Source organism: Marinifilum sp. RC60d5 (genome assembly GCF_052400665.1).
Classification (GTDB): domain Bacteria; phylum Bacteroidota; class Bacteroidia; order Bacteroidales; family Marinifilaceae; genus JBQTGK01.
Genome location: NZ_JBQTGK010000004.1, coordinates 480,111 through 504,043, shown reverse-complemented (window position 1 = coordinate 504,043; position 23,933 = coordinate 480,111). Strand labels below are relative to the sequence as shown.

The 23,933-nt window shown below is 34.7% G+C and carries 15 protein-coding genes; 7 read left to right on the top strand and 8 right to left on the bottom strand.

The features are described from left to right. Window positions 1-7 precede the first annotated feature (7 nt). Window positions 8-1,171 carry an ATP-grasp domain-containing protein gene (locus tag ACT3CE_RS12165; RefSeq protein ID WP_444710039.1) on the bottom strand — a complete coding sequence of 388 codons (1,164 nt, stop codon included), beginning with the start codon at window positions 1,169-1,171 and terminating at the stop codon, window positions 8-10. Window positions 1,172-1,490: 319 nt separating this feature from the next. Between ACT3CE_RS12165 and ACT3CE_RS12160 the strand changes: the two genes are divergently transcribed. From ACT3CE_RS12160 to ACT3CE_RS12150, 3 genes are read left to right on the top strand one after another with little or no spacing between them, the layout of a single operon-like run. Next, on the top strand, window positions 1,491-2,432 hold the full coding sequence (locus ACT3CE_RS12160; RefSeq protein ID WP_444710038.1) for an NAD(P)-dependent oxidoreductase: 942 nt from the start codon (window positions 1,491-1,493) through the stop codon (window positions 2,430-2,432). Between the two features lie 19 nt (window positions 2,433-2,451). Further along, window positions 2,452-3,219: a type III pantothenate kinase gene (locus ACT3CE_RS12155; protein ID WP_444710037.1), complete on the top strand. Its 768-nt coding sequence runs from the start codon at window positions 2,452-2,454 to the stop codon at window positions 3,217-3,219. A gap of 14 nt (window positions 3,220-3,233) precedes the next feature. Next, the gene (locus ACT3CE_RS12150; RefSeq protein WP_444710036.1) at window positions 3,234-3,692 is read left to right on the top strand and encodes a CYTH domain-containing protein; all 459 of its coding nucleotides are present in this window, start codon (window positions 3,234-3,236) and stop codon (window positions 3,690-3,692) included. Here ACT3CE_RS12150 and ACT3CE_RS12145 read toward each other — a convergent pair. Then, window positions 3,663-6,773 (bottom strand): glycoside hydrolase family 3 N-terminal domain-containing protein, encoded by a 3,111-nt coding sequence (locus tag ACT3CE_RS12145; RefSeq protein WP_444710035.1) that lies wholly within the window; start codon window positions 6,771-6,773, stop codon window positions 3,663-3,665. The two genes, ACT3CE_RS12150 and ACT3CE_RS12145, sit on opposite strands and share 30 nt — an antisense overlap. A gap of 498 nt (window positions 6,774-7,271) precedes the next feature. On the opposite strand from ACT3CE_RS12145, the gene ACT3CE_RS12140 reads away from it, so the two are divergent. After that, a complete protein-coding gene (locus tag ACT3CE_RS12140; RefSeq protein WP_444710034.1) occupies window positions 7,272-7,805 on the top strand; it encodes a hypothetical protein in 534 nt (177 codons plus the stop codon). Here the strand turns inward: ACT3CE_RS12140 and ACT3CE_RS12135 are convergent. From ACT3CE_RS12135 to ACT3CE_RS12120, 4 genes are all read right to left on the bottom strand, one after another. Next, on the bottom strand, window positions 7,798-8,949 hold the full coding sequence (locus ACT3CE_RS12135) for a cysteine desulfurase family protein (protein ID WP_444710033.1): 1,152 nt from the start codon (window positions 8,947-8,949) through the stop codon (window positions 7,798-7,800). The two genes, ACT3CE_RS12140 and ACT3CE_RS12135, sit on opposite strands and share 8 nt — an antisense overlap. Before the next feature lie 32 nt (window positions 8,950-8,981). Then, complete coding sequence (locus tag ACT3CE_RS12130; RefSeq protein ID WP_444710032.1) at window positions 8,982-10,922, bottom strand: OmpA family protein; 1,941 nt, start codon at window positions 10,920-10,922, stop codon at window positions 8,982-8,984. Between the two features lie 95 nt (window positions 10,923-11,017). Then, window positions 11,018-13,882, bottom strand: coding sequence for a PD-(D/E)XK nuclease family protein (locus tag ACT3CE_RS12125; protein WP_444710031.1), 2,865 nt, complete (start codon window positions 13,880-13,882; stop codon window positions 11,018-11,020). A gap of 28 nt (window positions 13,883-13,910) precedes the next feature. Further along, window positions 13,911-14,504 carry a YiiX/YebB-like N1pC/P60 family cysteine hydrolase gene (locus ACT3CE_RS12120; RefSeq protein ID WP_444710030.1) on the bottom strand — a complete coding sequence of 198 codons (594 nt, stop codon included), beginning with the start codon at window positions 14,502-14,504 and terminating at the stop codon, window positions 13,911-13,913. Between the two features lie 318 nt (window positions 14,505-14,822). On the opposite strand from ACT3CE_RS12120, the gene ACT3CE_RS12115 reads away from it, so the two are divergent. The 3 genes from ACT3CE_RS12115 (at window position 14,823) to ACT3CE_RS12105 (ending at window position 20,255) form a co-directional block, all read left to right on the top strand. Next, window positions 14,823-17,678: a 2-oxoglutarate dehydrogenase E1 component gene (locus ACT3CE_RS12115; protein WP_444710029.1), complete on the top strand. Its 2,856-nt coding sequence runs from the start codon at window positions 14,823-14,825 to the stop codon at window positions 17,676-17,678. 112 nt (window positions 17,679-17,790) lie between these two features. Further along, window positions 17,791-19,029, top strand: a complete 1,239-nt coding sequence (odhB, locus tag ACT3CE_RS12110) for a 2-oxoglutarate dehydrogenase complex dihydrolipoyllysine-residue succinyltransferase (protein ID WP_444710028.1) — start codon at window positions 17,791-17,793, stop codon at window positions 19,027-19,029. A 338-nt stretch (window positions 19,030-19,367) separates the two neighbouring features. Next, window positions 19,368-20,255 carry a YitT family protein gene (locus ACT3CE_RS12105; RefSeq protein ID WP_444710027.1) on the top strand — a complete coding sequence of 296 codons (888 nt, stop codon included), beginning with the start codon at window positions 19,368-19,370 and terminating at the stop codon, window positions 20,253-20,255. Window positions 20,256-20,686: 431 nt separating this feature from the next. On the opposite strand, the gene ftcD is transcribed toward ACT3CE_RS12105, so the two are convergent. Beyond that, window positions 20,687-22,387 carry a glutamate formimidoyltransferase gene (gene ftcD / locus ACT3CE_RS12100; protein WP_444710026.1) on the bottom strand — a complete coding sequence of 567 codons (1,701 nt, stop codon included), beginning with the start codon at window positions 22,385-22,387 and terminating at the stop codon, window positions 20,687-20,689. 160 nt (window positions 22,388-22,547) lie between these two features. Continuing rightward, window positions 22,548-23,801, bottom strand: coding sequence for an imidazolonepropionase (gene hutI, locus ACT3CE_RS12095; protein WP_444710025.1), 1,254 nt, complete (start codon window positions 23,799-23,801; stop codon window positions 22,548-22,550). Between the last annotated feature and the right edge of the window lie 132 nt (window positions 23,802-23,933).

The window sequence follows — 23,933 nt, the reverse complement described above, 5'->3', positions numbered from 1 at the left end:
ACTATTCTTAATTTTCATTTACAAACTCCTTTAAATCTGAAATTAAAATCTCTTCAATTTCAGAAAACTGATTTTTGGGAGTTTTTGTAAATAGCATTCCAAAAATGGAATAGATTTTATAATCTATTTTACGAAGTTCCAATGGCTTCACAAACTTCTCTAACAAAGCTTCATATTTAAAACTACTAATCTCTTCCGAAGGAATACCCGTAGAATTATCAAGAATTGTTAATGAATAAATTTCATCGTCCATTTGCTCTACTACTTTTTCCCATTTAGGTTTTAAATTACATAAAAAGTATTGATAAGAATTTATTTTTGTAGCCATATAAGTTAAATCCGCAGTAGTACACCAACCTCCAAAACGCATGGGATTTACTTCTATAGGAATCAATCTTCCGTTCTTATTAAGTCGAACTTCAACATGCACTGGAAAATTTTTTAAACCAGCTTGTTTTCCCAATTCTTTTACAAATTCGGTAAATTGAGGCAGGTGAGTCTTTAAAATATCCTTGGAAGTATAGTAAACACGATCACTCACATCGGTTTCCGAAGCAAAAAGATGTTTAGAGATTCCCAAAACGGTAGCCTCACCTTTCTCATCAAAATAAGCGTCGAAAGCAAACTCTTCCCCTTCAATAATTTCTTCGATTAAAAAACTAGATGCATTAACAACTTCCAATGGAAACAAACTTTTAGCATCGGTAAACTCATCTTTTATTAACTGTTTAACCCGACTCCAATCATTGTTATTTAAGACCTTATGAACACCCAAACTTAAAAAACCAACTGACGGCTTAATAATAAAAGGCATTGGTAAATTTTCTAATTTAATTGTATCCAAATCGCTTAAGCCAACCTCACAAAAAAAGAAATCAGGATAAATATTCTGTATCAATTTTCTAAACTCAACTTTATTCTTAAAAACATTTATATACTCGGGTAATTTAGTAAAGCCTAAATGCTTAATAACCCAATTAATTGAATTTTCGGAATTGGTATACAAACGACTATTAGGATTAGTTCGAAATTTCTCAATAATCTCTTCAGGATTAAGTAAAGACAATTCGCCATGTTCTGTTACATTTCCTGTATCTAAAACTGGAAAATTGTACTTCGCAATTGTTTCTTTTAAAAAGTTAGAAACATAAGGTTGATCCAATAAAATCATGTTTTGTATGTGTTAAGTATCAGCTTTGCAAAGCTACAAAATTAGTTTGTTGAAATCCACCTAAAAAAGCTACTGTTAATAATCGGCTTGGTGATAATTACATGCTTATGCATAAATTCTAAATAAAACACCATATAAAAAAGTAAGTTAAGTATTAATAACCAAAAACTTACTTAAACTTTTAATCTGCTCTAAAAACAATAAATAAAATAATTTAAAAAAAACATTATCAGGCAATTCACTTTTCTTGTAAACAATGAAGCTTCTTTTCTTATGAATTTGTAATTTTCAGAATCGAAACCAAGACAAATTCTAAACTGTGAAAGAGAAAATTCTACTTAGCTATGCTATTCCTTATGAAGGTCTTAAAGACTTATCCCATGAGTTTGAACTAATTTACCCTGATAAGGATTTTTTTACAACAAAAGAGTTAATCGATTTAATTCCTGACTGTTCGGGACTTTTGTCTATTTTTAACAGAGAAATCCCCAAAGAAGTAATTAAAGCTGGCAAAAAACTAAAAATAATTAGTAACTACGGCGTTGGATTCAACAACATAAACCTTGAATCTGCTAATAAACAAGAAATTATTGTATGCAATACGCCCGAATCGGTTTGCGAACCAACAGCCGAATTATGTATAGGTTTAATATTATCTCTCTCCAGAAAAATTGTAGAATGTAATTGTGGATTACTAAACAATCCCAATTTTGAATGGGGAGTTATGAAAAATTTGGGACACACCCTAAGAGGCAAAACTCTTGGAATTATTGGCATGGGAAAAATAGGCAAATCGCTTGCAAAAAAAGCCGAAGTGTTTGGAGTGAAAATTATCTATCACAACAGAAAACCCATTTCAAATTCTCCTTATAAATATTACAATTTTAAAGATTTATTATCGAAAGCTGATATCATTTCTATAAATTGTCCGCTTACACCCAAAACTCATCATTTAATAAGTACAGATGAGTTTAAATTAATGAAACAAAATTCATTGTTAATTAATACTGCTCGCGGACCAATTGTTGATGAAAAAGCATTGGTAAAAGCCTTACATTTAAAAAAAATAGCTGGCGCAGCTCTGGATGTTTTTGAAAATGAACCTTTAATTCATCCTGATTTATTAGAAATGAAAAATCTGGTTTTGGTTCCTCATATTGGAACAGCATGCATCGAAACCAGAATTGAAATGGCCAAAGAGGCCAGTAAAAACATAATTTCCTACTTAATTCATGGGAAATGTATAAATAAAGTAAACTAGAATATTCAATTTTATTAACATGTTACTAGCCATTGATATAGGAAACTCTAATGTTGTTTGCGGATTATCGGAAAACAATCATTGGACCGAGCAATTTAGAATACACACTGTAGCCAATAAAACTTCAGATGAATATGAAGTTATTTATCGCACATTATTACAAAGTAGAAATATTGATTTGAAACAAATTAACAAAATTGTTTTGAGCAGTGTTGTACCTTCTTTAATATTTCCTATTAAAGAAATGATCAAGAAGTTATTTGGACAAGATCCGTTAATTTTAGGTCCAGATTTATATCCCCGCTTAAGTATAAAAATTCACAATCCTTACGAAATAGGAACCGATCTGGTTGCAAATGCAGTTGCTGCACATAATAAGTATAAAGGCAATTGTATTGTTGTTGATTTTGGTACTGCACTAACTTTTACTGCCATAAAATCGGATGGTGATTTATTGGGTGTAAGCATTGCTCCAGGATTAAAAACAGCAATGGCGTCTTTATCCAGAAATACAGCAAAATTACCTAATGTTGATATTTCTATTCCTCCTTCTTGTATTGGAAAAAACACAACTCATGCCCTACAGGCTGGTGTTGTTATGGGTTATAAAGGTTTAGTTCAATATCTATTACAAGAAATTACCAGAGAACTAAATGGTAAAACAACTGTTATTGCAACGGGTGGATTATCGGGAATTATGCTTCCTATTATCGACACATTCGACCATCATGAACCAATGCTAACGCTGGATGGTTTAAAAATAATTGGCAACCAGTTTTATAAATAGCTAAAACTTAGAAAATGGGAATCGAGATAGAAAGAAAATATCTAGTTAATAAAGAAATGATTAAACTACCCAATATTGGTAAAAAACTAATTCAAGGGTATTTATGGAGTGATTCAGACAGAAGTTTACGAATTAGGATTGCAGATGCAAAAGCTTTTTTAACCATAAAAAGCGGTAATAATATTTTAAAAAGAGGCGAATTTGAATACGAAATTCCTTTGTGTGATGCGAATGAACTTCTGAAAATGTGTGACGCCAAGATTGAAAAAACCAGATATCTTATTGCTTACGAACAACACACATGGGAAATTGATGTTTTTTCAGGTGCTAATAAAGGATTAATTGTAGCCGAAGTTGAGTTATCAAACGAAAATGAGGAAATTAAATTACCCAATTGGATTCATAAAGAGGTTAGCCATGATTCCCGATATTTAAATGTCTCATTAATTAAAAATCCGTTCACTAAGTGGTAATATCTCCAAATCAGTAAAATCGTGTATTTTTTCAGGCATAGGTAGAATTGCTTTGTATATAGATTCCTGTATTTTGGTACGAACATCCATTTTCATCAATTTGGTATTCGACTCATCCGGACAAATTCTATTGGATAAAAAGATATATACCAAATCATATTCCGGATCAACCCAAACCATTGTTCCGGTAAAACCGGTATGCCCAAAACTCGATGCAGAAGCCTCACTACAAGTTGGTCCGCCCTCATCCTCTCTATCCAAAAAAGGTTTATCAAAACCTATTCCTCTGCGATTTTCTCCGTTGGGATAAGCTCTTGCTGTAAACTTTTTCATGGTTTCCTTACTAATATATGTTTCGCCGCCGTAAGAACCTCCCTGAAGATACATCTGAATTAACTTTGCCAAATCACCAGCATTCCCAAATAGTCCGGCATGGCCAGCCACTCCACCTAGCATGGCTGAAGTTGGATCGTGCACAAAGCCCTTCACCAGTTGCTTTCTAAAGAACTTATCGTTTTGAGTCGGAACAATTCTATTCAAGCTAAATTTATTTTGTGGGTGATAACCTAAACTACTTGCTCCTAATGCATTGTAAAAATGTCTTTTCGTATAGTTATCAATTCTTTCGCCCGTAACTTCTTGAATCATATCACCCAACATAATAAAGCCTAAGTCGCTGTACTTATAACCATTTTCTTCGCGGTACTCCGAATCGAGTATGTGCTGTATTATTGTATCCTTATAGTTTTTATTAATGTATAAATTTTTAGCCACCTGTATTGGAAATTCCTCAGTTTTAAGTTTAGAAAAAACACTTTTCTTAAATCTGTAATTTCTATCGATATACAAACCATTGGCTACTTTCATGCTATATCGTTTCGAGTATCTTCTATTAAACAATTCACCATTAAAACTAGCCGAATCAACTGCCTCCCAATGAAAAGGCTTCCAACTTAACAAGCGTGCTTCGTGAGCTAAAATTTTCCTTATTTTAAGCGTATCCTTATTTGATTCTTTAGCTTTAGAATAATACAATCCTAAGTTTTTATCAATATCAATCCATCCCTCATCGCTTAGCTGCATTAAGCTGGGAAGTGTAGCTGTAACTTTAGTAACTGAAGCTAAATCGTAAATGTCCGGATTTCGAACTGCAACTTTTTTTGCATAAGAATGATATCCATAAGATTTATTAAAAATTACTTTCCCTTTCACAGCCACAAAAACCTGGCATCCAGGTGTTGCTTTTTGTTTTATTGCATCTTCAACAATAGAATCTATCAAATGTAATTTTAAAGTACTTACTCCTACTTGTTCAGGTAAAGAAAAACCGAGTCTGTTACGATTGGTTTGGTAAGCAGTACCTACAGGAAAATTTTTATTTATACTAACCGGCAGTTTGCCTTTGGCTTCTATTCCGCCAAATACAATTTGAGCCGAAGCCATTTGCGATTCACGAGAATCCTGATAAGAAATCAAAATAGCCATCACATTCTCCAAATTTTTATAAAAATTTAATGCGTAAGGATTCGCAAATAAATCAAATATCACTTTTTTATCTTTTGATATATCCGATAAAAAATCAATTGTCTGTTCTGTAATTCCAAATTTTTTCGAAGCTCTCATGTCATTATCATGCTTACTCACAATAATTAAATTATACTTATCTAACTTTTTTCGAAGCTGCTGATAAGCCTCTTTTGAAGCATCTTTTTCAATCTGATAAAAATCCATATCAGTATAACGACCGAGATATTCCTGATATCTGTTTCGAATGGATGCACCCATCGCTACTGTTGCAATTTTAAGAGTATCTAATCTTTTTAAAGGTAAAATACGATCTTCATTTTGTATCAATGTAATAGCTTGCTCAGTTAATTTTCTACGCAAAATAAAACCTTCCTGCGTGTTTAATCCCGACCATAAACCCTTCATATTAATTGGCTTGTAATCGTTTAAACCTAACCAGTATTTAGCTCTTAATATTTTCTTACACTTTTTATAAATATCTTGCTTCGATAATTCTCCCTGCTTAATAGCCTGTTTAATCTCCTTTAAAGCAATGGCAACATCTTCGGTAAAAAGTAAAACATCGTTGCCAGCAATAAGTGCTTTTGCATCCACCACTCCTTTGGCATAATATTTCCGTACTCCCTGCATATTTAATGCATCTGTAAATGTTAATCCCTTAAAGCCCAATTCCCTTTTTAGCAAACTTGTAACAATGGGTTCAGATAAAGTTGCCACCTTTTGAGAACTATCGAGAGCAGGCACATTAAGATGAGAAACCATTATCCCTCCAATTCCCTGATTTATTAGCTTTTTAAAAGGATAAAGTTCTATAGAATCGAGTCTGGATCGGGAATGATTAACCAATGGTAAATCAAAATGGGAATCTGTATCAGTATCTCCATGTCCTGGAAAATGTTTACCTACAGCAATAATTCCCGAATTTTGCATTCCTGTGGCAAAAGCATAGGACTTATTGCTAACATTATATCTGTCTTCGCCAAACGAGCGACTATTAATTACGGGATTTGCCGGATTATTGTTTACATCCATAACAGGAGAAAAGTTAACATGAACCCCCAAACGCCTGCATTCCTCTCCCACTTTCTTGCCTAACTGATAAATTAAATCGTTGTTTTGTATGGCACCAAGCATTAGCTGTCTTGGATAACTAATGGTTTGTTTTAATCGCATTCCCAAACCATTTTCGGCATCCATACCTATCCACATGGGCACTTTCGACATGCTTTGGTACCAATTTGTTAATTCTGCTTGCTTTCCAGGTTCTCCACTAAAGAATATTATTCCCCCAATTTGATATTTATTTATAATGTCAGCAATTCGTTCAGAATCGTTTTTATTGCCGTTAGAATAAGCTGCAATCATAAATAATTGTGAAATTCTTTCCTCCTCATTCATTGTGGAAAAAACAGAATCAGCCCAAACATTCGATCTGTTCATCTCATCAACAAGAAGATACTGATCGTTAACGTATGTTTGAGCTTTTAGAACTGTTGTAAAAACAAATAGAATAAACAGAATTATTAACTTTCTGTGAACATATATATATATCATAAAAATCTCTCTTAAGCCTAATTTTACTGAGGTATAACAAATTTATAAATCCCTTGTTAATTATGAGAATTATTCATCACTAAAAATCATTCTTTAATAAATTTATTAAGAAAAAAAGGGAAGATGAATCGAAAGACAGGCGCAAAATAAAAAGGGGCAAAGCCCCTTCTTAATTACTTACAACTAAAAACCATATTTAAAACTTGAAATTGGATCGAATCAAGTTGAATATGCTTACTAAACATTATCTTTATAAGATATAATATTTTCGATTTGATTAGTAAATGTATTTTAAGAAAAGTAAAAAAACAAGTGTCAAATGTGCCAAGTTTTTTTAATTGAATATAATTAAAGCTCACACCGCAATCAACTCCCTATCTAAACATCTATATATCAACAACTTCCCACCAAGTATTTCGTTTTATATTTTGTTTTTAAGTGATAATTATCTATTTTGAATATAAATATAATTGTAATACTAAGTTCAATCGAAACAAAATGAAACGATTTACTTTAACAATTTGTTTGCTGGTATTTTCCTTTTATTTACTGAGTCAAAAGTATGAGAACATTAAAATATCAATTGATGATCAAGCTAATATAACTGCATCGTCGATTATTAAAATTGATTTTACCAAGACCAACAAAATTAATAACTGGCTAATATCAAATAAAGAATTAAAGCTCGAATATTTTAACTCAGCAAAAGGGAAAGCTTTTATAAGTGGAAGTACAATTCTCAACCTAAGCAATAAAGAATCTGCTTTTAAAAGCAAAATGCACTTCTCTATTTACTTAAAAAAAGAGTGCCAGAATACAATAATCGAACTTAAGGATATTTATTACGAAACACTCCCTCGATATGGTAAACAAGGCACTCCGGCTATTATAAGTTATCCTGGCGATTGGTTTTCGAAAGATAATTTATATAAGAAATCGGGAAAAGAACGTTGGCTAAATGCAATAGTAAAGCAAAATACCATTTTAAAAACCAAAGAAATTCTGAGTGAAGCCTTCTCCTTTATCAATTAACACAATTACAATTTCTTTCTTTTGATCTTAATTTTTTAACTGCTGCTTCAATTTCCTTTATTGCTGCATCAATTTCTTTATTAGTCGTAAACCTACCAATAGATAAACGCAAAGTTCCCATTGCATATTCTATTGGCACATTCATAGCTGCTAAAGTAGCCGACATTTGAACCGAATCGGTATGACAGGCTGCACCTGCCGAAGCCGCAATATTTTTCATCTCAAATAATATTTCCTCTGCTTTTAAGTTTTTAAAGGATACACTTAAAGTATTGGGTAAACAATAATTAACATTACCATTAAATTGTAATTGACCTAAGTTATTTAATCCTAATTTTAATTTCTGTATTAATTGTCTCTCTTTTGCCATTCGTTTTTCGGGATCCTGCATTGCCAACTCGGCAGCTCTTCCCAATCCTGCAATTTCCAAAACATTTTCGGTTCCTGCTCTTCTGTTTACTTCATGATCGGCACCATGTATCAGCTTTTGCAAGTTAATTCCTTTGCGAACATATAAAACACCAATTCCCTTTGGACCATAAAACTTATGCCCCGCAACACTTAACAAATCTACCCCTAAATCTTCTACATTAACGGGAACTTTTCCTACTGCCTGAGCACAATCGGAATGAACCGCAATTCCTTTTTTCTTTGCTAATTCCGAAATTTCGGATACTGGCTGCAGAGTTCCCACTTCGTTATTGGCATACATTAGCGAAATAAGAATAGTATCCTTACGAATTGCATTTTCAAGATCACTAATTTTTAATCTGCCACTTTCGTCAACAGGTAAATAGGTAATGTCAAAACCTTGTGTTTCTAAAAACTTACATACTTCTACAATTGCCGGATGTTCAATTTTACTGGTAATAATATGCTTTCCTTTGTGCTGATTTGCAAAAGCGTATCCTTTTAATGCATAATTATTCGACTCACTTCCTCCGCTGGTAAAAACAATTTCCTGCGGACTACAATTTAATAGTTTGGCAAGCTTTTTACGCGAGTATTCCACAGCTTTTTTAGTCTGCTGTCCGTACCAATGAGAACTCGATGGATTACCAAAAAAATCTGTTAAGTAAGGCATCATTGTCTCTGCAACTTCAGGAGCTACAGGTGTGGTTGCGTTATAATCAAGATATATCATTATTAAACAATAAGGTAAACACTAATTACAATCTAATTCAATATTTTAAACTCAGTTCTTCGATTTTGGGCTCTTCCTTTTTCGCTCGAATTATCAGAAATTGGCTTACTTGAACCATACCCCCGATAAGTAAGCCTGCCATTAGAAATACCATTTCTATTTAAAAACTCGCATACCGATTTTGCACGATTTCTCGATAATTCTAAATTGTGTTCTTCGCTACCCGTATTATCGGTATGTCCACCAATTTCTATCTTTAAATTGGTCTTTATTTTTAATAATCGAATAAGACGATTTAATTCCAATTCCGATTTGGGTAAAATTTTCCATGAATCTATGGGAAAGAATACATTTCGCAGGACAACCTCCTCCCCTGCATTCATTTTATGTAAAGGTATATCAAGTATCTGAGCCTCTGCAATTTTATCATCATCGATTAGTGAAAAGTAATCGGAATAAAATAAATACCCTTTACTCTCTGCGGCAAAAAGATACTCTTTTCCAGCAGGCAAACATACCAAATAGTTACCATTAAGCCTATCCGATTGCAATTGCGCAACAGTATCTGCAGTTTCCAAATCAATTAAAATCAAGGAAGCATAAAGCGCCTGCTCGCTTTCCGCATCGAACACCTTACCCTTTACCCAGGCAACCTTTGGAGGCTTATGTTTATCTGGTAAATCGAAAATGAAAATATCTTTACCCTTTCCCTTTAATCTATCCGACGAAAAATAAGCCTTATCGCTTTTTGCATTTATTACCAAGCCTAATTCATCAGCAAAAGTATTAATCGGATAACCCATATTAACAGGTTTATCCCACAAATTATCTTTTTTACGAATCATTTTATACAAATCGAATCCACCCATTCCCTTCATTCCATCGGATGCAAAAATCAAGTACTGATTGCTGGCATGAATAAAAGGAGACATCTCATTGTCTCGGGTATTCATCGACATATTAATTGGTTTCGACCATCTTTGTTTTCCATCAGATAAAGTTTCCAGCAAACGCGACTGCCAGATATCCATTTTTCCCTTTCCAGACTTTCGATTACTAACAAAATACAATATTCTTCCGTCGGCAGAAATACTAGGCTGAGCATCCCAGGCGGAAGAATTAACCGGTTTACCCAAATTTATGGGTTTCGACCAAAAATCACCTTCCTTTATTGAGTAATAAATATCGCATCTTCCCAAGCCTTGTTTTCGATCACAGGCCGTAAAATACATATATCTGCCATCGGCTGTAATACTTTGGGCACCCTCATTACTGCTTGTATTTATACTTTCCGATAAAGTTTCAGCGGGTCGCCATACAGAATCTATTTGCTGAGATATCCAAAAATCTTCCTGCATAGCAATACGCACTTCTTTATCTGATTTTTTTAATGGACTTAGTCTGGTAAATATCAATATCTCCTCGTCGGCAGTTAAACTGGGCCAATATTCATCATACTCCGAATTTATTGCTTCCCCTAAATTTACGGGTCTAAAATCCACAGGATTACTCATCATATCAATAGCAAAATTACAATTCTGTATTCCCTTTTCGGCCAATTGTTTATTCCTCGAAGATATTTTTGAAAAGGATAAAAATGCACTATATTTTCTCTTTGCTTTCTGGTATTTACCTGTTTTCAGGTAAGCATTTGCCAAATTAAAATGCACATTCGGGAAATAAGAAGAATCAATTTCTATTGCTTTTTTATAAGCCATTATTTCCTGTTCAACATCACCAATTGTATGCATAACATCGGCCTTAAAAAGCCATGCTTCAATAAACTCGGGACTTTTATTAATGGCTTCCTCTAAGAACTTAATTGTTTGCTCATTATTTCTATTTCGATAGGTTTGTGCTGCCTGTTCGTAATATGATATTGCCTTTCTCGATTTAACACTGTATTTTTTTTGTGCAGAAATCGGCAAAAACAAAACAAATAGAAATATGAATAACAGATAATGTTTAAGCATAACAAATCAACTTAAATAAATATTAATTTTTAGTCTAGTCTAAACAATATTAAAAAGTTTTTAAGCCACTCACCAAATAACATTTTGATTAATACCTAACGATGACAAATTTCTGCATACAAACAGGTTCTGCATACATCCTGATTTTCCACCTGAGAGAATGGCGTTTGAGGATCAAAAATCTCCTCTATCATATCCCGTAATGCCTCTGAAAACTCTTGCTTATATGCTCTGTAATCAGTAACTGGAATTGGCTTTCCGCGACCTTCTTTCTGAGAAAGAACACACGAATACTTATCGTTATAAAACTCTTTTAAACTATATATTCCCGGCGAAATAGAATCGGTACACTTTCGGTTATCTTCATAAAACATACAATACAAAAATGTTTGAAATGCGGCTTTATTCCGATTTTTCCCTTCCTTTTCAAACAAAGAATCAATATCCTTAAAGAAAAGGTTAGCTTTTCCTGTTTTGTAATCCAAAATCCGAACAGTTCCATCTAACTTGTCAACTCTATCTATTAATCCGCCAATATTCACTTTCCTGTTTGCCGATATGGAAATCTGAATTTTATATGTATCCTCGAGAGAGAGAATGGAAAAAGGAGCAAATTGCTGATCTAAAACCAAGAGACGGTCGATATATTTTTTCAGGATATCAAATATCAACAGATTTCTGCCCGATATTTCAAGTTGTTTCTCTTCGCTAATATGAAAATAATGCTCCCGAAAAGCTTTCTTTAAAGTATCCTCTATTAAATCTTTATTTTTACGGATACTTTCAAGATTCTCTTTTTCTAATTTTTTTCCAATATATGGCTTATATAAATCTTCGAGTGCATTGTGAAATAAATTCCCAAAAGTTGGCGGATCAATTTCCTCCATAACCTTATCGGGTTCTTTTAAGCCAGCCAAATACTTAAAATAAAAACTCAAAGGGCAAGCCAGATAAGTATTTAATGCAGAAGGAGAAAAGCTTCTGAAATTCTCATTACAATATTGGTTTAAACGATCTAAAATTCGTTGGTTCTTAATAATTGATATTGGCTTAGCCTCTTTTAAGGATATATCATAACCCGGACTACTTTCCAGAATCGTAAAATCTGATTCGTATTTTAACTGATATAAAAACCGGCTCATTTCCCCATTACTAACTCCATCACCCTGTGTACTATACAATAGCTTAATATCTTCGGCCCTTTGAATTAAACGGTAAAAATAATAGGCAAAAATTGCATCCTGATGATCGATGGTTGGCATTCCAAATCCCTTACGCAAATGGTAAGGCACAAAGGAATTTGAAGCCCCGGTTTTTGGCAGTTTTCCTTCATTCATCGACAATACCACCACTTTTTTAAAATCAAGTAATCGGGTTTCTAAAATTCCCATCACCTGTAATCCAGCCAAAGGTTCTCCTTCAAAAGGAATACTTAACGATTGAATCATTTTATCCAGAATCTTAAAAAAAGTATCTTGCTTAAGATCTATTTCATGCTGATTTAACAAAGATTTTAATCGCTTAATGGCTAGAAATAAATGATAAATATACTCCTGCTCTATTTTATCGACTAATAATTTTTCTTTCTCGCCCGATTCAAGTCGCTGATATACATTCTGCAGCAAATTCAGTAGATAAATGGAAAATTCTTCCACATTTTTTACTGGCGTAAACAAATTCTCAATTACCTCATCGCCTTTTATTGTACTTTGCGGAACTTTAATTTTATTGCTTGTTAATATTTCCTGTGTAAGCTGATGCGCCAAATCTGGGTTTATCGAATTTAAATATTGATGATTTAACAAAGCCAATACTTGTTTGTGATGAAATTCAAATTCATCAGCTTGTTTCCTGGCACTTTTCTGTAAATCGATAACCAAACGCAGCAAACTAGCTACGGGTGTATTTTTAGCAGGATACCCCATGGTTACATTCACATTCTTGATACTGGCAGGAATAGAATGCAAAACCGGCAAAAGAAGTTCCTCATCGGCCAAAACAATTGCTGTTTCTTCGGGAGACACTTCTTTATCGCGACAAAATTTATCGATCACCGAATAGGCATATTTTGCCTGCCCCACTTCCGACGAAAGAGAAACAAACTCAACATCAGCATTGGTTTTCTTTATGCTGTTAAAAGTAAGGCTTGTTTCTGGAGAGGGAAATTTCTTCAGATTATCTCTCAGAAATAAACCTGCTTCATGGAATGGATTATTCAAATACGATTCGTCGTAATCCCAATAAAAATCAGCTAAACCCTTATTTTTTAAGGCAGTAAACAAATCTATCTCACAACGATTTAAAGCATTAAAACCAATAAAAATTATCCGTTTGGCCTCAACCTTAATTTCTCCCGATTCCAATCTGTCAACTAAATAACGCGAAGCCATTCCTTCAAAAGCCAATCCTTCGGCTTCCAGTTCTTCTTTTAAGTCGGAGTAAATAGCATATAAATTCTCCCATAAATTCACAAACTCTTTCTGATGCTCGGAATATTTCTCGGGGCGAAAAGTACTCCAAAACGACTGAATAGCTATCACTTGCTCTTCATCTAAATAATCAAAAAGATTATCAATCTCTTTTTCTTCAGCCAAATTTTGAAATAAATGTTTTGCATTTACTCTATACTTATCCAAATCATCAAAATCGCCAAGAAGCATTTCACCCCAATGGTAAAATTCATCGAAGCTTTCACTCACCTTCATTCGTTTAATATAAATCTTATACAAACGAAAAAGCAATCCCAGACTATCCTCAATTTGGAGATGAGAAAAGGAGCGAAAAAATTCACTAACAGTATGAATTTTAGGAGTCCACATAGGACAATCGACAAGTTCGTTTAAATATTTTGAGAAGAATAATCCGGCTCTTCGGTTTGGAAAAACCAAACTACAGTCAGATAATTCTTTGCCATATTTAGAATACAGTTCTTGGGTTATTTGTCGTAAAAAAGAATTCATTGGTTTAATTTAACAGAGTCCTATATTGTTATTCCTCGCTGTAAGGATAAATAATATCAATATTTTGTGATTTATACATACCGTTGGGATTTAAGCCCAACTTACCTTCCGGAATTTCCACTTGCTTTTTCTTATAATAATCAATCCAGAAAGGCAGAAACTCATTGGTATCTGGATTCTTGAATGTCATGGGATTTAAAACAAAAAGTTCACTGGAATCGCCAGTATTCGCAAACATTTCGTAAATTAATTCGGAACAATAATAGTTAGAATCACCAATCAAGTAAACATCGTCGTAAGGCGATCCAAGTAAACTTTTGCCATATTCTATAGCTTCCTTTATTCTACCATTATATTCAGATTTCAATCTGGCAACAGCAACTTTAGGTTTTCCATTGATATTTGTATTTCTTTCTAAAAAAATATCTACTGGAGTTAAAGATACCCCCTTAGATATTGCCTCCAAAACAAATATTTTTCCGGTTTTATCAATCTCAACTATTCCAACATGAGAAAAATTAAGTTGTTCTTTGCCTCCGGTTACAGATTCTATTGCATTACTTATGGAATCGGAATCTAAATCCTGAAAAATCAAATCCCCTTTCTGTAGGACAAAATGCATTTTTTTTTGTAAATTATTGCAGCTAATAAATACAGATGTAAGAATAATAACAAAAATTAATCGAAGCAATACCATAATGTAATTTTTTAATGTTCTTAAGTGCAAATCTAAAGTACTCCGAACTCTCTACAATAAAAAAAGATATCTTATTTTTTATCACTGTTAAATAAATCTCCATATAGAAAAATTCTATAAGCTGATTATAAAAAAAAATAACCTTTTCATCTTTTATTGCTTTTTTAATATCTTGAACCGTTTCAAAATTAATACATTTGTTTAAGCGACAACAAAAATCAGATAAGAACAAGAAACAATTTTATGGATAAATTCAGTTTTTTAGGCAATAGTGAAATCGAATATATTGATGATCTATACCAATCCTACAAAGATAATCCCGAATCAGTTGAAGAAAGTTGGAGAACCTTTTTTCAGGGATTCGATTTTGCAAGTGCTAAATTTCCTGTAAAGCAGACTTTAGCTGAGGAAATTCCTACCTCTAATGAGTCGATGAGCAAAGAATTTAATGTTATGAATTTAATTCAGGCTTATCGTCAACGTGGACACTTATTTACCAAAACTAATCCGGTACGTACTCGCAGAAAATATTTTCCTACGCTCGACATCGAAACTTTCGATTTGGCTGAAAGTGATTTAGAAACTTCATTTCATGCAGGAAAAGAAATAGGAATTGGTTATGCAAAATTAAAAGATATTGTTGCTCACCTGCAAGAAACTTATTGTAAATCGATTGGTGCAGAGTACGTTTTTGTGCGTCATCCACAAATGTTAAAATGGCTGCAAAAAAAGATGGAAAGCACTAAAAACACTCCTCATTTTACCAATGAGCAATGCAAGCACATCTACTATCATTTGAAAATGGCTGTGGGTTTTGAAAATTATATTCATAAAAAATTTGTAGGCCAAAAACGCTTTTCGTTAGAAGGAACAGAAACTCTTATTCCTGCTCTTGATGCTATGATTGAACGTGGTGCAGAATTAGGTGTTCAGGAATTTATTTTTGGAATGGCACATCGCGGGCGTTTAAATATCCTGGCTAATATTCTCGAAAAGCCTTATGCCAATATCTTTAAAGAATTTGTTGGGGAAGAATACGAAGGAGACATCGAGTTGGGAGATGTAAAATATCACCTTGGATATGGCAACACAGTTAAAACTGATGATGGAAACATAGTAAAACTCCATTTGGCTCCTAACCCTTCGCATTTAGAAACTGTTGGAGCTGTGGTTCAGGGAATTTCACGCTCAAAAATCGACAATGATTACGATGGGGAACAAGATAAACTAGTTCCCGTAGTGATACATGGCGATGCAGCTATTGCAGCCCAGGGAATTGTTTATGAAACAGTTCAGATGGCTCAACTAAAAGGCTACAAAACAGGTGGAACCATTCATTTGGTAATTAACAATCAAGTTGGATTTACTACCAATTACCTTGATGCTCGCTCGAGTACATATTGCACCGATATTGCAAAAGTAACCCGAAGCCCAGTATTTCACGTAAATGGTGATGATGTAGAGTCCTTAGTTTTCACCATCAAATTAGCAATGGAATACCGTCAGGAATTTAATTCTGATGTATTTATTGATATTTTATCGTACCGAAAGCATGGACATAACGAGGGTGATGAACCTCGTTTTACACAACCTATTCTTTACAAAGAAATTGCAAAACATAAAAATCCACGTGACCTCTATGCCAATCACCTTATTGAAAAAGGAATTTATACACCAAATGATATTACCAGGATAAACTCGGAATATAATAAATTACTCGACGAAAAATTTGAACTTTCAAAAACTTTCGATAAAGTTGTTATTCAACCTTTTTTAGATGAATATTATAAAAATATCAGATACTCAACAGATATTGATTTTGATTTATCGCCAGAAACAGGTGTAAATAAAAAATCATTATTAAAGCTTGCTGATAAAATAACAAATCTGCCTTCAGACCTACATTTTTTTAAAAAAATTGGCAAACTAATGTCCGATCGAAAAAATATGATCGATAACAATCGGATAGATTGGGCAATGGGTGAATTGCTAGCTTACTCCAGTTTATTATCGGAAGGAAATTCGGTAAGAATTAGCGGACAGGATTCTGAGCGAGGAACTTTCTCGCACCGACATGCAGCATTAGTAATCGAAGATTCGGATAAGAAATATTTCCCCCTTAAAAACCTGAGCGAAAATCAGGCTCCATTTCATGTTTACAATTCATCTTTAAGTGAATATGGTGTTTTAGGATATGAATATGGATATGCAATGGCTCATCCTACAGGATTAACTATTTGGGAAGCCCAATTTGGAGATTTCCACAATGTTGCACAAGCAGTTATAGATCAATACATAAGTGCTGCAGAAGATAAATGGGGAATTAAAAATGGATTGGTTATGTACCTTCCTCACGGATATGAAGGACAAGGTGCTGAGCATTCGAGTGCAAGAATAGAGCGATTCTTAACTCTATGTGCAAACAATAACATGCAAATAATCAACCCTACAACACCTGCAAATCTGTTTCACATGTTACGACGACAGGTAAAACGAGAAATTCGTGTTCCTTTAGTCTGCTTTTCTCCAAAAAGTCTGCTTCGTCATCCTGCCTGCATGTCGAGTATCGATGAATTGGCAAAAGGACATTTTCAGGAGGTAATTAATGATTACAATGTTATTTCAAAGGAAGTTCGTCGTGTTGTATTCTGTTCCGGAAAAATTTACTACGAATTACTTGCCGAAAAAGAAAAGTTAAATGCTCAGGATATTGCTTTAATAAGAATTGAACAACTATACCCTTTTCCTGATAAACAAGTTGATAAAATAGTAGAACAATATCCGAATGCCTTGCTGCACCTTTGGGTGCAGGAAGAACCTGAAAACATGGGAGCATGGCAATTTGTAAACTATGCATTTAAACACAAAAATATCAATTTGGTTCCTGTTGCTCGTCAGGCAAGTGGAAGTCCGGCTACGGGATTATCAAAAATTCATGCTTTAGGGCAAAAAGAAATTATTAATAAAGTATTTAGAAAGTGTAATTGTAAGCGCAAACTAAAATATTGTGGTTTGCAATGTGTAGAAGGAAGCTCCCATGAAGAGATTCTTCGTCAACACGAATATTTTGATAAAAAAAAGAGCAAGTTGTTAATGTAAACCAAAACACAAGTATAAAGTACAAAGTATCAAGAATGCTCAAGCAAGATATCAAACTCTTTCTTGATACTTGCTACTCTAAAGTTGATTCTAAAAACAATAACATATTCAAATGATTGAAATAAAAATACCCAGTCCGGGAGAATCCATTTCCGAAGTAGAAATAGCCAGTTGGTTTATTGCCGATGGTGATATTGTTGAGAAAGATCAAGACATTGCTGAAATTGAATCAGACAAAGCAACGCTAACTCTTGTTGCCGATGAGGGTGGAAAAATTGAAATACTGGCACAAGAAGGCGATACCGTAGATGTTGGATCAATTGCCTGTAAAATTGATACAAGTTTTGCAGGTGAAACTCCTGCTCCAAAGGCAGAAACTAAAAAAGAGGAAGCTCCAGCTAAAGCAAGTGAACCTGTTGCTACCGAAACAAAAAAAGTTGAATCAGATAACTTTAAGGATGTTAAGATTTCTCCTGTGGCCAAAAAACTAATGGAAGAAAACCACCTTTCGGTAGATGATGTAATTGCCGGACTTCAGCGCTTATCTAAAAAAGACATACAAGCAGTTGTTGATAACAAAGGATATGCACCTGTAGTTTCGCCTCAAACGAAAGAAATTTCGAGAGATGCAAAACGTACTAAAATGACTAATCTTAGGAAAAAGCTAAGTGCGCGTTTGGTTTCGGTTAAGAATGAAACGGCCATGCTCACAACTTTTAACGAAGTTGACATGAGTGCTGTAATGGCACTAAGAAAAAAATACCAAAAGAAATTTGTAGAAACTCATGATATCAAGCTTGGCTTTATGTCTTTCTTTACCAAAGCTGCATCCGAAGCTTTAAAACTTCACCCTTCTGTAAATTCAATGATAGATGGAGAAGAGATTGTAACACCAGATTACGCTGACATTGCCATTGCTGTGCAAACCCCAAAAGGTTTAATGGTTCCGGTTATTCGTAACACCGAGAGCTTAGGGTTGGCTGATATTGAAAAAAACTTAATGGAACTGGCCAAAAAAGCTAGGGCAGGAAAAATTAGTTTAGATGAAATGACTGGTGGAACTTTTACCATTACCAACGGAGGTGTATTTGGCTCACTTATGAGTACCCCGATTATTAATCCACCTCAATCGGGAATTTTAGGAATGCACAATATTGTTGAACGACCTGTTGCTGTAAATGGCAAAGTGGAAATTCGCCCAATGATGTACATTGCTCTATCCTACGATCACAGAGTAATTGATGGCAAAGATTCGGTGGGTTTCTTGGTTAAGCTTAAAGAAATGATTGAAAATCCTCATAAGATGCTATTTGATGGAAAAGATCCTGACAGCTTATTGTTGGGCTTATAATATTCAATTTTACAATACACTAAGGACATGCGATGGCATGTCCTTTTTTTATTTCCAAACACCTATCCTCCATTATTTTTTCCTTACTTTCGCAGACTAATTCAAGCATATCAATAAGTCATGCAATTCAAAAAAAAATTAAGAAAAAGATACCCCTGAATTCTATTAAGGATGTTTCCACAATATCCTCCGAATAGCTATGTTTTTCTTCATAGCTCTAATCTTACATTTATTCATTGCATTTAAAAGTTTCAACATCATTAAAGTTGTTGCTAATTGAATGTACACATTTTTAATTCTGCCAAAAAAATACCTTTTGGTCGCAAAATCGTATTAGCATGCCTCAATATAAAAAGAAGTCTTTTCCGCAAGAGAAATTATTCTCATCACTATGGTTTCGTCACTACTCATTAATTATTTTCGGATCCCTTTTAGTAGCCATTGGCTACAATTTTTTTATTATGCCTCACAAATTAGTTCCTGGCGGAGTATTTGGCTTTAGTATCATTCTCAATCAATTGATCGGTTTTCCTGTTGGATCAATAGCTCTTTGCATCAACATTCCATTGCTTGCCTGGGGAATTAAAGTTTTGGGTGGCAAGTTTGGTATTAAAACCATACTAGCTATGGTATTGGGATCTGTCTTTATCGACGGATTAACCTATCTATGTGGAAATCCAATCATAACAAAAGATTTGCTGGTATCCTCAATGTTTGGAGGAGCCATAATTGGTTTAGGTATAGGCTTGGTTGTATCTGCTGGTGCAACTACAGGAGGAACCGACATTATTGCCCGTATTTTTTCAAAATGGTTCCGCGTTTCGTTAGGACAAATGTTTATTACTATTGATGGATTAATTGTTCTAAGCAGTATTGTTGTTTTTAAAAATATCGATTTAGCTCCTTACTGTATTATCGCCATTTTATGCATCTCGAAAACTGTTGATGCTGTCTTAATGGGCATAGATGCTAAAAAGGCTGCTCTTATCATATCAGAAAAACACGAGGAAATTCGCGACAAAATCCTGAAAATGGATCGTGGAGGAACTTACATTAAGGGGGAAGGATTGTTTTATAAAAACCAAAAGAAAATCATTTTTACAGCACTTAATCGAAAAGAGCTTGGTCAATTAGAATCCTTTGTAAAAGGGATTGATCCCGAGGCATTCATAGCTACACTTAATACAAATGATGTTTATGGAAATGGGTTTAAGCCGATACAGTAAAATATATTTTGAGGGTCTCACTCGAAGTGAGGCTTTCAATAATTTGATTCGAGAAAATAAAGAATTAGTCATACCCCGACATTTACAGTTTGCTTATAATCGAAGCATAACTGATTCCTCCTTACTGGTACTTTTTTGAATCCATCGGATTCTAATGTTTATAAAAATAAACTTTCTAAAAGCCATACGACTCCGAAGGAGTCGCATATATACAATGAAATACCTTCTATAAACATGTAATCCCAATGGGATTAATTCAATTGTATTTTGAGGGTCTCATTTAAAGTGAGGCTCTCAATGAAAAGTACTTGTACGTATTCATAATCAGATATTTAAAACTTGTTTATAGTTGAAACATAACAGCATAAAAAACCTGTCAGGATTCTGAATCCTGACAGGTTTAATAAATATAATTATCGTGGTTCGGCTAACTAAATCTTAGCATTTACCATTTCAACGATTTCATTCTCCAATGCTTGTGCCTTGTCAACAATTGCTTGTCCTTTAGCGATAATATCGGCAGCCCAGGCCTTATCGGTAAGGTCGGCAGCATTGATCTTCACATTCATGAAAGCACCAATAACACCCGAACGAGCAGCTAATGCACCTACACCCGCATCGGTCACAGAGTTAGGGTTTCCAACCTCAGCCATAGCCTTAGCTACGTCCATAGAACCTAAACAAAGCTCCATGGTTTGGAAAGGAACCATAGTTGCAAACTTAGTTGCTTCTTCCATAGCCTCGGCACGAGCAGCTTTCTCCTCCTCCGTTTTCTTAGGCATACGAACAGCATCCATAATTTTATTAAAGGCATTTGTATCCTCATCAACCAACCAGTTTAACTTGGTATGATACTCTTTACCTTTCTCAGCCCAATCGGAGAACTCTTCCCAACGGTCGTCCCATCCTGGCTTGTGAGCCGAAAGGTTGGCAACCATTGATCCAAGAGCAGCACCCATTGCACCCATATAAGCAGAGATAGATCCTCCACCCGGAGCCATTGATTCTGAAGCTGTTTCTTCTACAAAAGAAGTTAAGCTCATATCTACCAATTTCTTCGCTCCTTTTTTCGCTTCGTTCTCTAAAATATACTCGATAATTTTCTTATCAGCATCGAATGGATAAAGCTCGTCCAAGCCTAAAGATTTAACTGCGATTTTTATGATTTCACGATCGGCAATACCAGTTGAACGACCTTGCATGCGTAGGTAATGCTTACCAGCATCAAGCATAGCTTGCAATGGCACTACACCTACCAATTCCGATCCTGTAACACGAATTCCACGAGCCTGAGCTTTAGCACAAACCTCATCGAATGCCTTATGAATAGGAGTAATGGTAATATCAGTCATATTCATAGAAATCTGCGCAACACCAAACTCTTCGATAAACCAACCAATTGCCTTAGTCGCCTTCAAAGTTCCGGGAATCATTACTGGCTTACCATTTTCATCTTTTACAATCTTTCCTGTGATAGCATTTCCCTCACGCTTGGTACGTCCACGCTCACGAACATCGAATGCAATAGCATTAGCACGACGAGTAGAAGTTGTATTTAAATTGAAATTATATGCAATAAGGAAGTTACGTGCACCCACAGCGGTTACTCCACTTTTGGCAACAGCTTCGGTAAACTCGGCAGGTCCAAAATCGGGTTTCCATTGTTCAGTTCCAATACGATCTTTAACTGCTTCGTACTCTCCGGCACGACAAACAGCTAAATTTTTACGTTCAGGAATTCGGGCAGCCGATTCGTAACAGTAAACTGGTACACCTGCCTCTTCGCCAATACGCTGAGCCAGCTTGTGCGCATACTCTACAGTCTCTTCCATCGTAATATTTGCAACTGGCACCAATGGACAAACATCGGTAGCACCAAAACGAGGGTGAGCACCAGAATGCTTACTCATGTCGATTAGTTCAGCTGCTTTTTTTACAGCGCGAAAAGCCGCTTCACAAACCTCATCGGGAGTACCTACCATGGTTACAACCGTTCTATTTGTTGCTTTTCCAGGATCAACGTCTATTAAACTTACGCCCTCAACAGATTCAATCTCGTTTGTAATCTGATTAATGATATTCATGTCGTTCCCTTCAGAAAAATTAGGAACACATTCGATTAGTTGTTTCATTTTAATTTAGATATGAGATGTGAGATGTTAGATATGAGACTTATCTCAAGTCTAATCTCTCAAATCTTATGAATTAATGTTTGTTATTTGTTTCTTTCTCAACGTAAAGATACAAAGACGCTAAATTTTTCTTTGTGTCTTTCCGTCTTAGCGTTTCAACTTACAGTCTTTGTCCTCTCAAAATTACAGCATCAATCAGGTTGCTGCCATATGCATAAGGCATGAACTCGACAGATGGAATTTCTTTGGTGATGAATACATTAGCGATTTTTCCTTTGGCAATACTTCCCAATTCTTCCTGAATACCCATAGCATAAGCCGAATTAATAGTTGTAGCATTAATCGCCTCTTGTGGTAGCATTTTATAGTTAATACAAGCCAAAGACATCACGAATTTCATATTTCCCGAAGGCGAAGATCCTGGATTAAAATCAGAAGCCAAGGCAACAGGTAATCCTGCATTCATCATATCGCGAACAGGCGAACAAACCATATTCAAGAAGAAAGCTGCTCCTGGCAATACAGTTGGCATAGTTTCAGATCCCTGTAAACTTTTAATTTCGTCTTCACCGACAAATTCAAGGTGATCTACCGATAATGCATTATATTTCACTCCTACCTGAATTCCTCCGGAATAATCCAGCTCATTGGCATGGATTTTAGGTCGCAATCCGTATTTCATTCCGGCATTCAAAATACGATCTGTTTCTTCTACGGTAAAAAAACCTTTATCGCAAAACACATCAATAAAGTCTGCCAATTCTTCTGCGGCAATCACCGGAATCATTTCATTAATTATTAAATCAACATATTCCGATTGGCGCCCTTTATATTCTGCTGGAACTGCATGGGCTCCCAAAAAGCTAGCCTTAATTGTTAGTGGAGTTGTTTCCTTAATTCGCTTAATTACACGAAGCATTTTCAACTCATCCTCAAGGGTTAAGCCATATCCACTTTTAATTTCCACTGCACCGGTTCCTAAACTAATGATTTCATGAATACGCTCCATTGCCGATTCGTACAATTCCTCTTCCGTAGCCTCATGCATACGCTTTGCCGAATTTAAAATTCCACCTCCACGCTTGGCTATTTCTTCGTAAGAAAGACCTTTAATTTTATCGGTATATTCTATTTCTCTACTTCCGGCATATACCAAATGGGTGTGCGAATCACAAAACGAAGGAAATACCATTCGACCTGTAGCATCAATTTCTTCAACCTGATCGAATCCTTCCATTTCATCGTAATTTGGTAAATCTGTCATTTTACCAAAATCAGCTATTTTTTCGTCTTCAATCAGCAAATATGCATTATCAATGCAATTTAAATTTGCCATATCGGTTCCTACTACCCACTTTCGTGGATTTTCTTCTACCTGAACCAATGTTTTTATATTGCTTATTAGCATCTTCATATTACAACAATTTAAAATTATCAATGTTAATTGAACAACAAAGTGTAATGCTAAATAATAAGAGCTAAAATAAACAATATTAAACTATTGATTTTTAGGCTCAACACTCATTCTTACACTTACAAATTCACA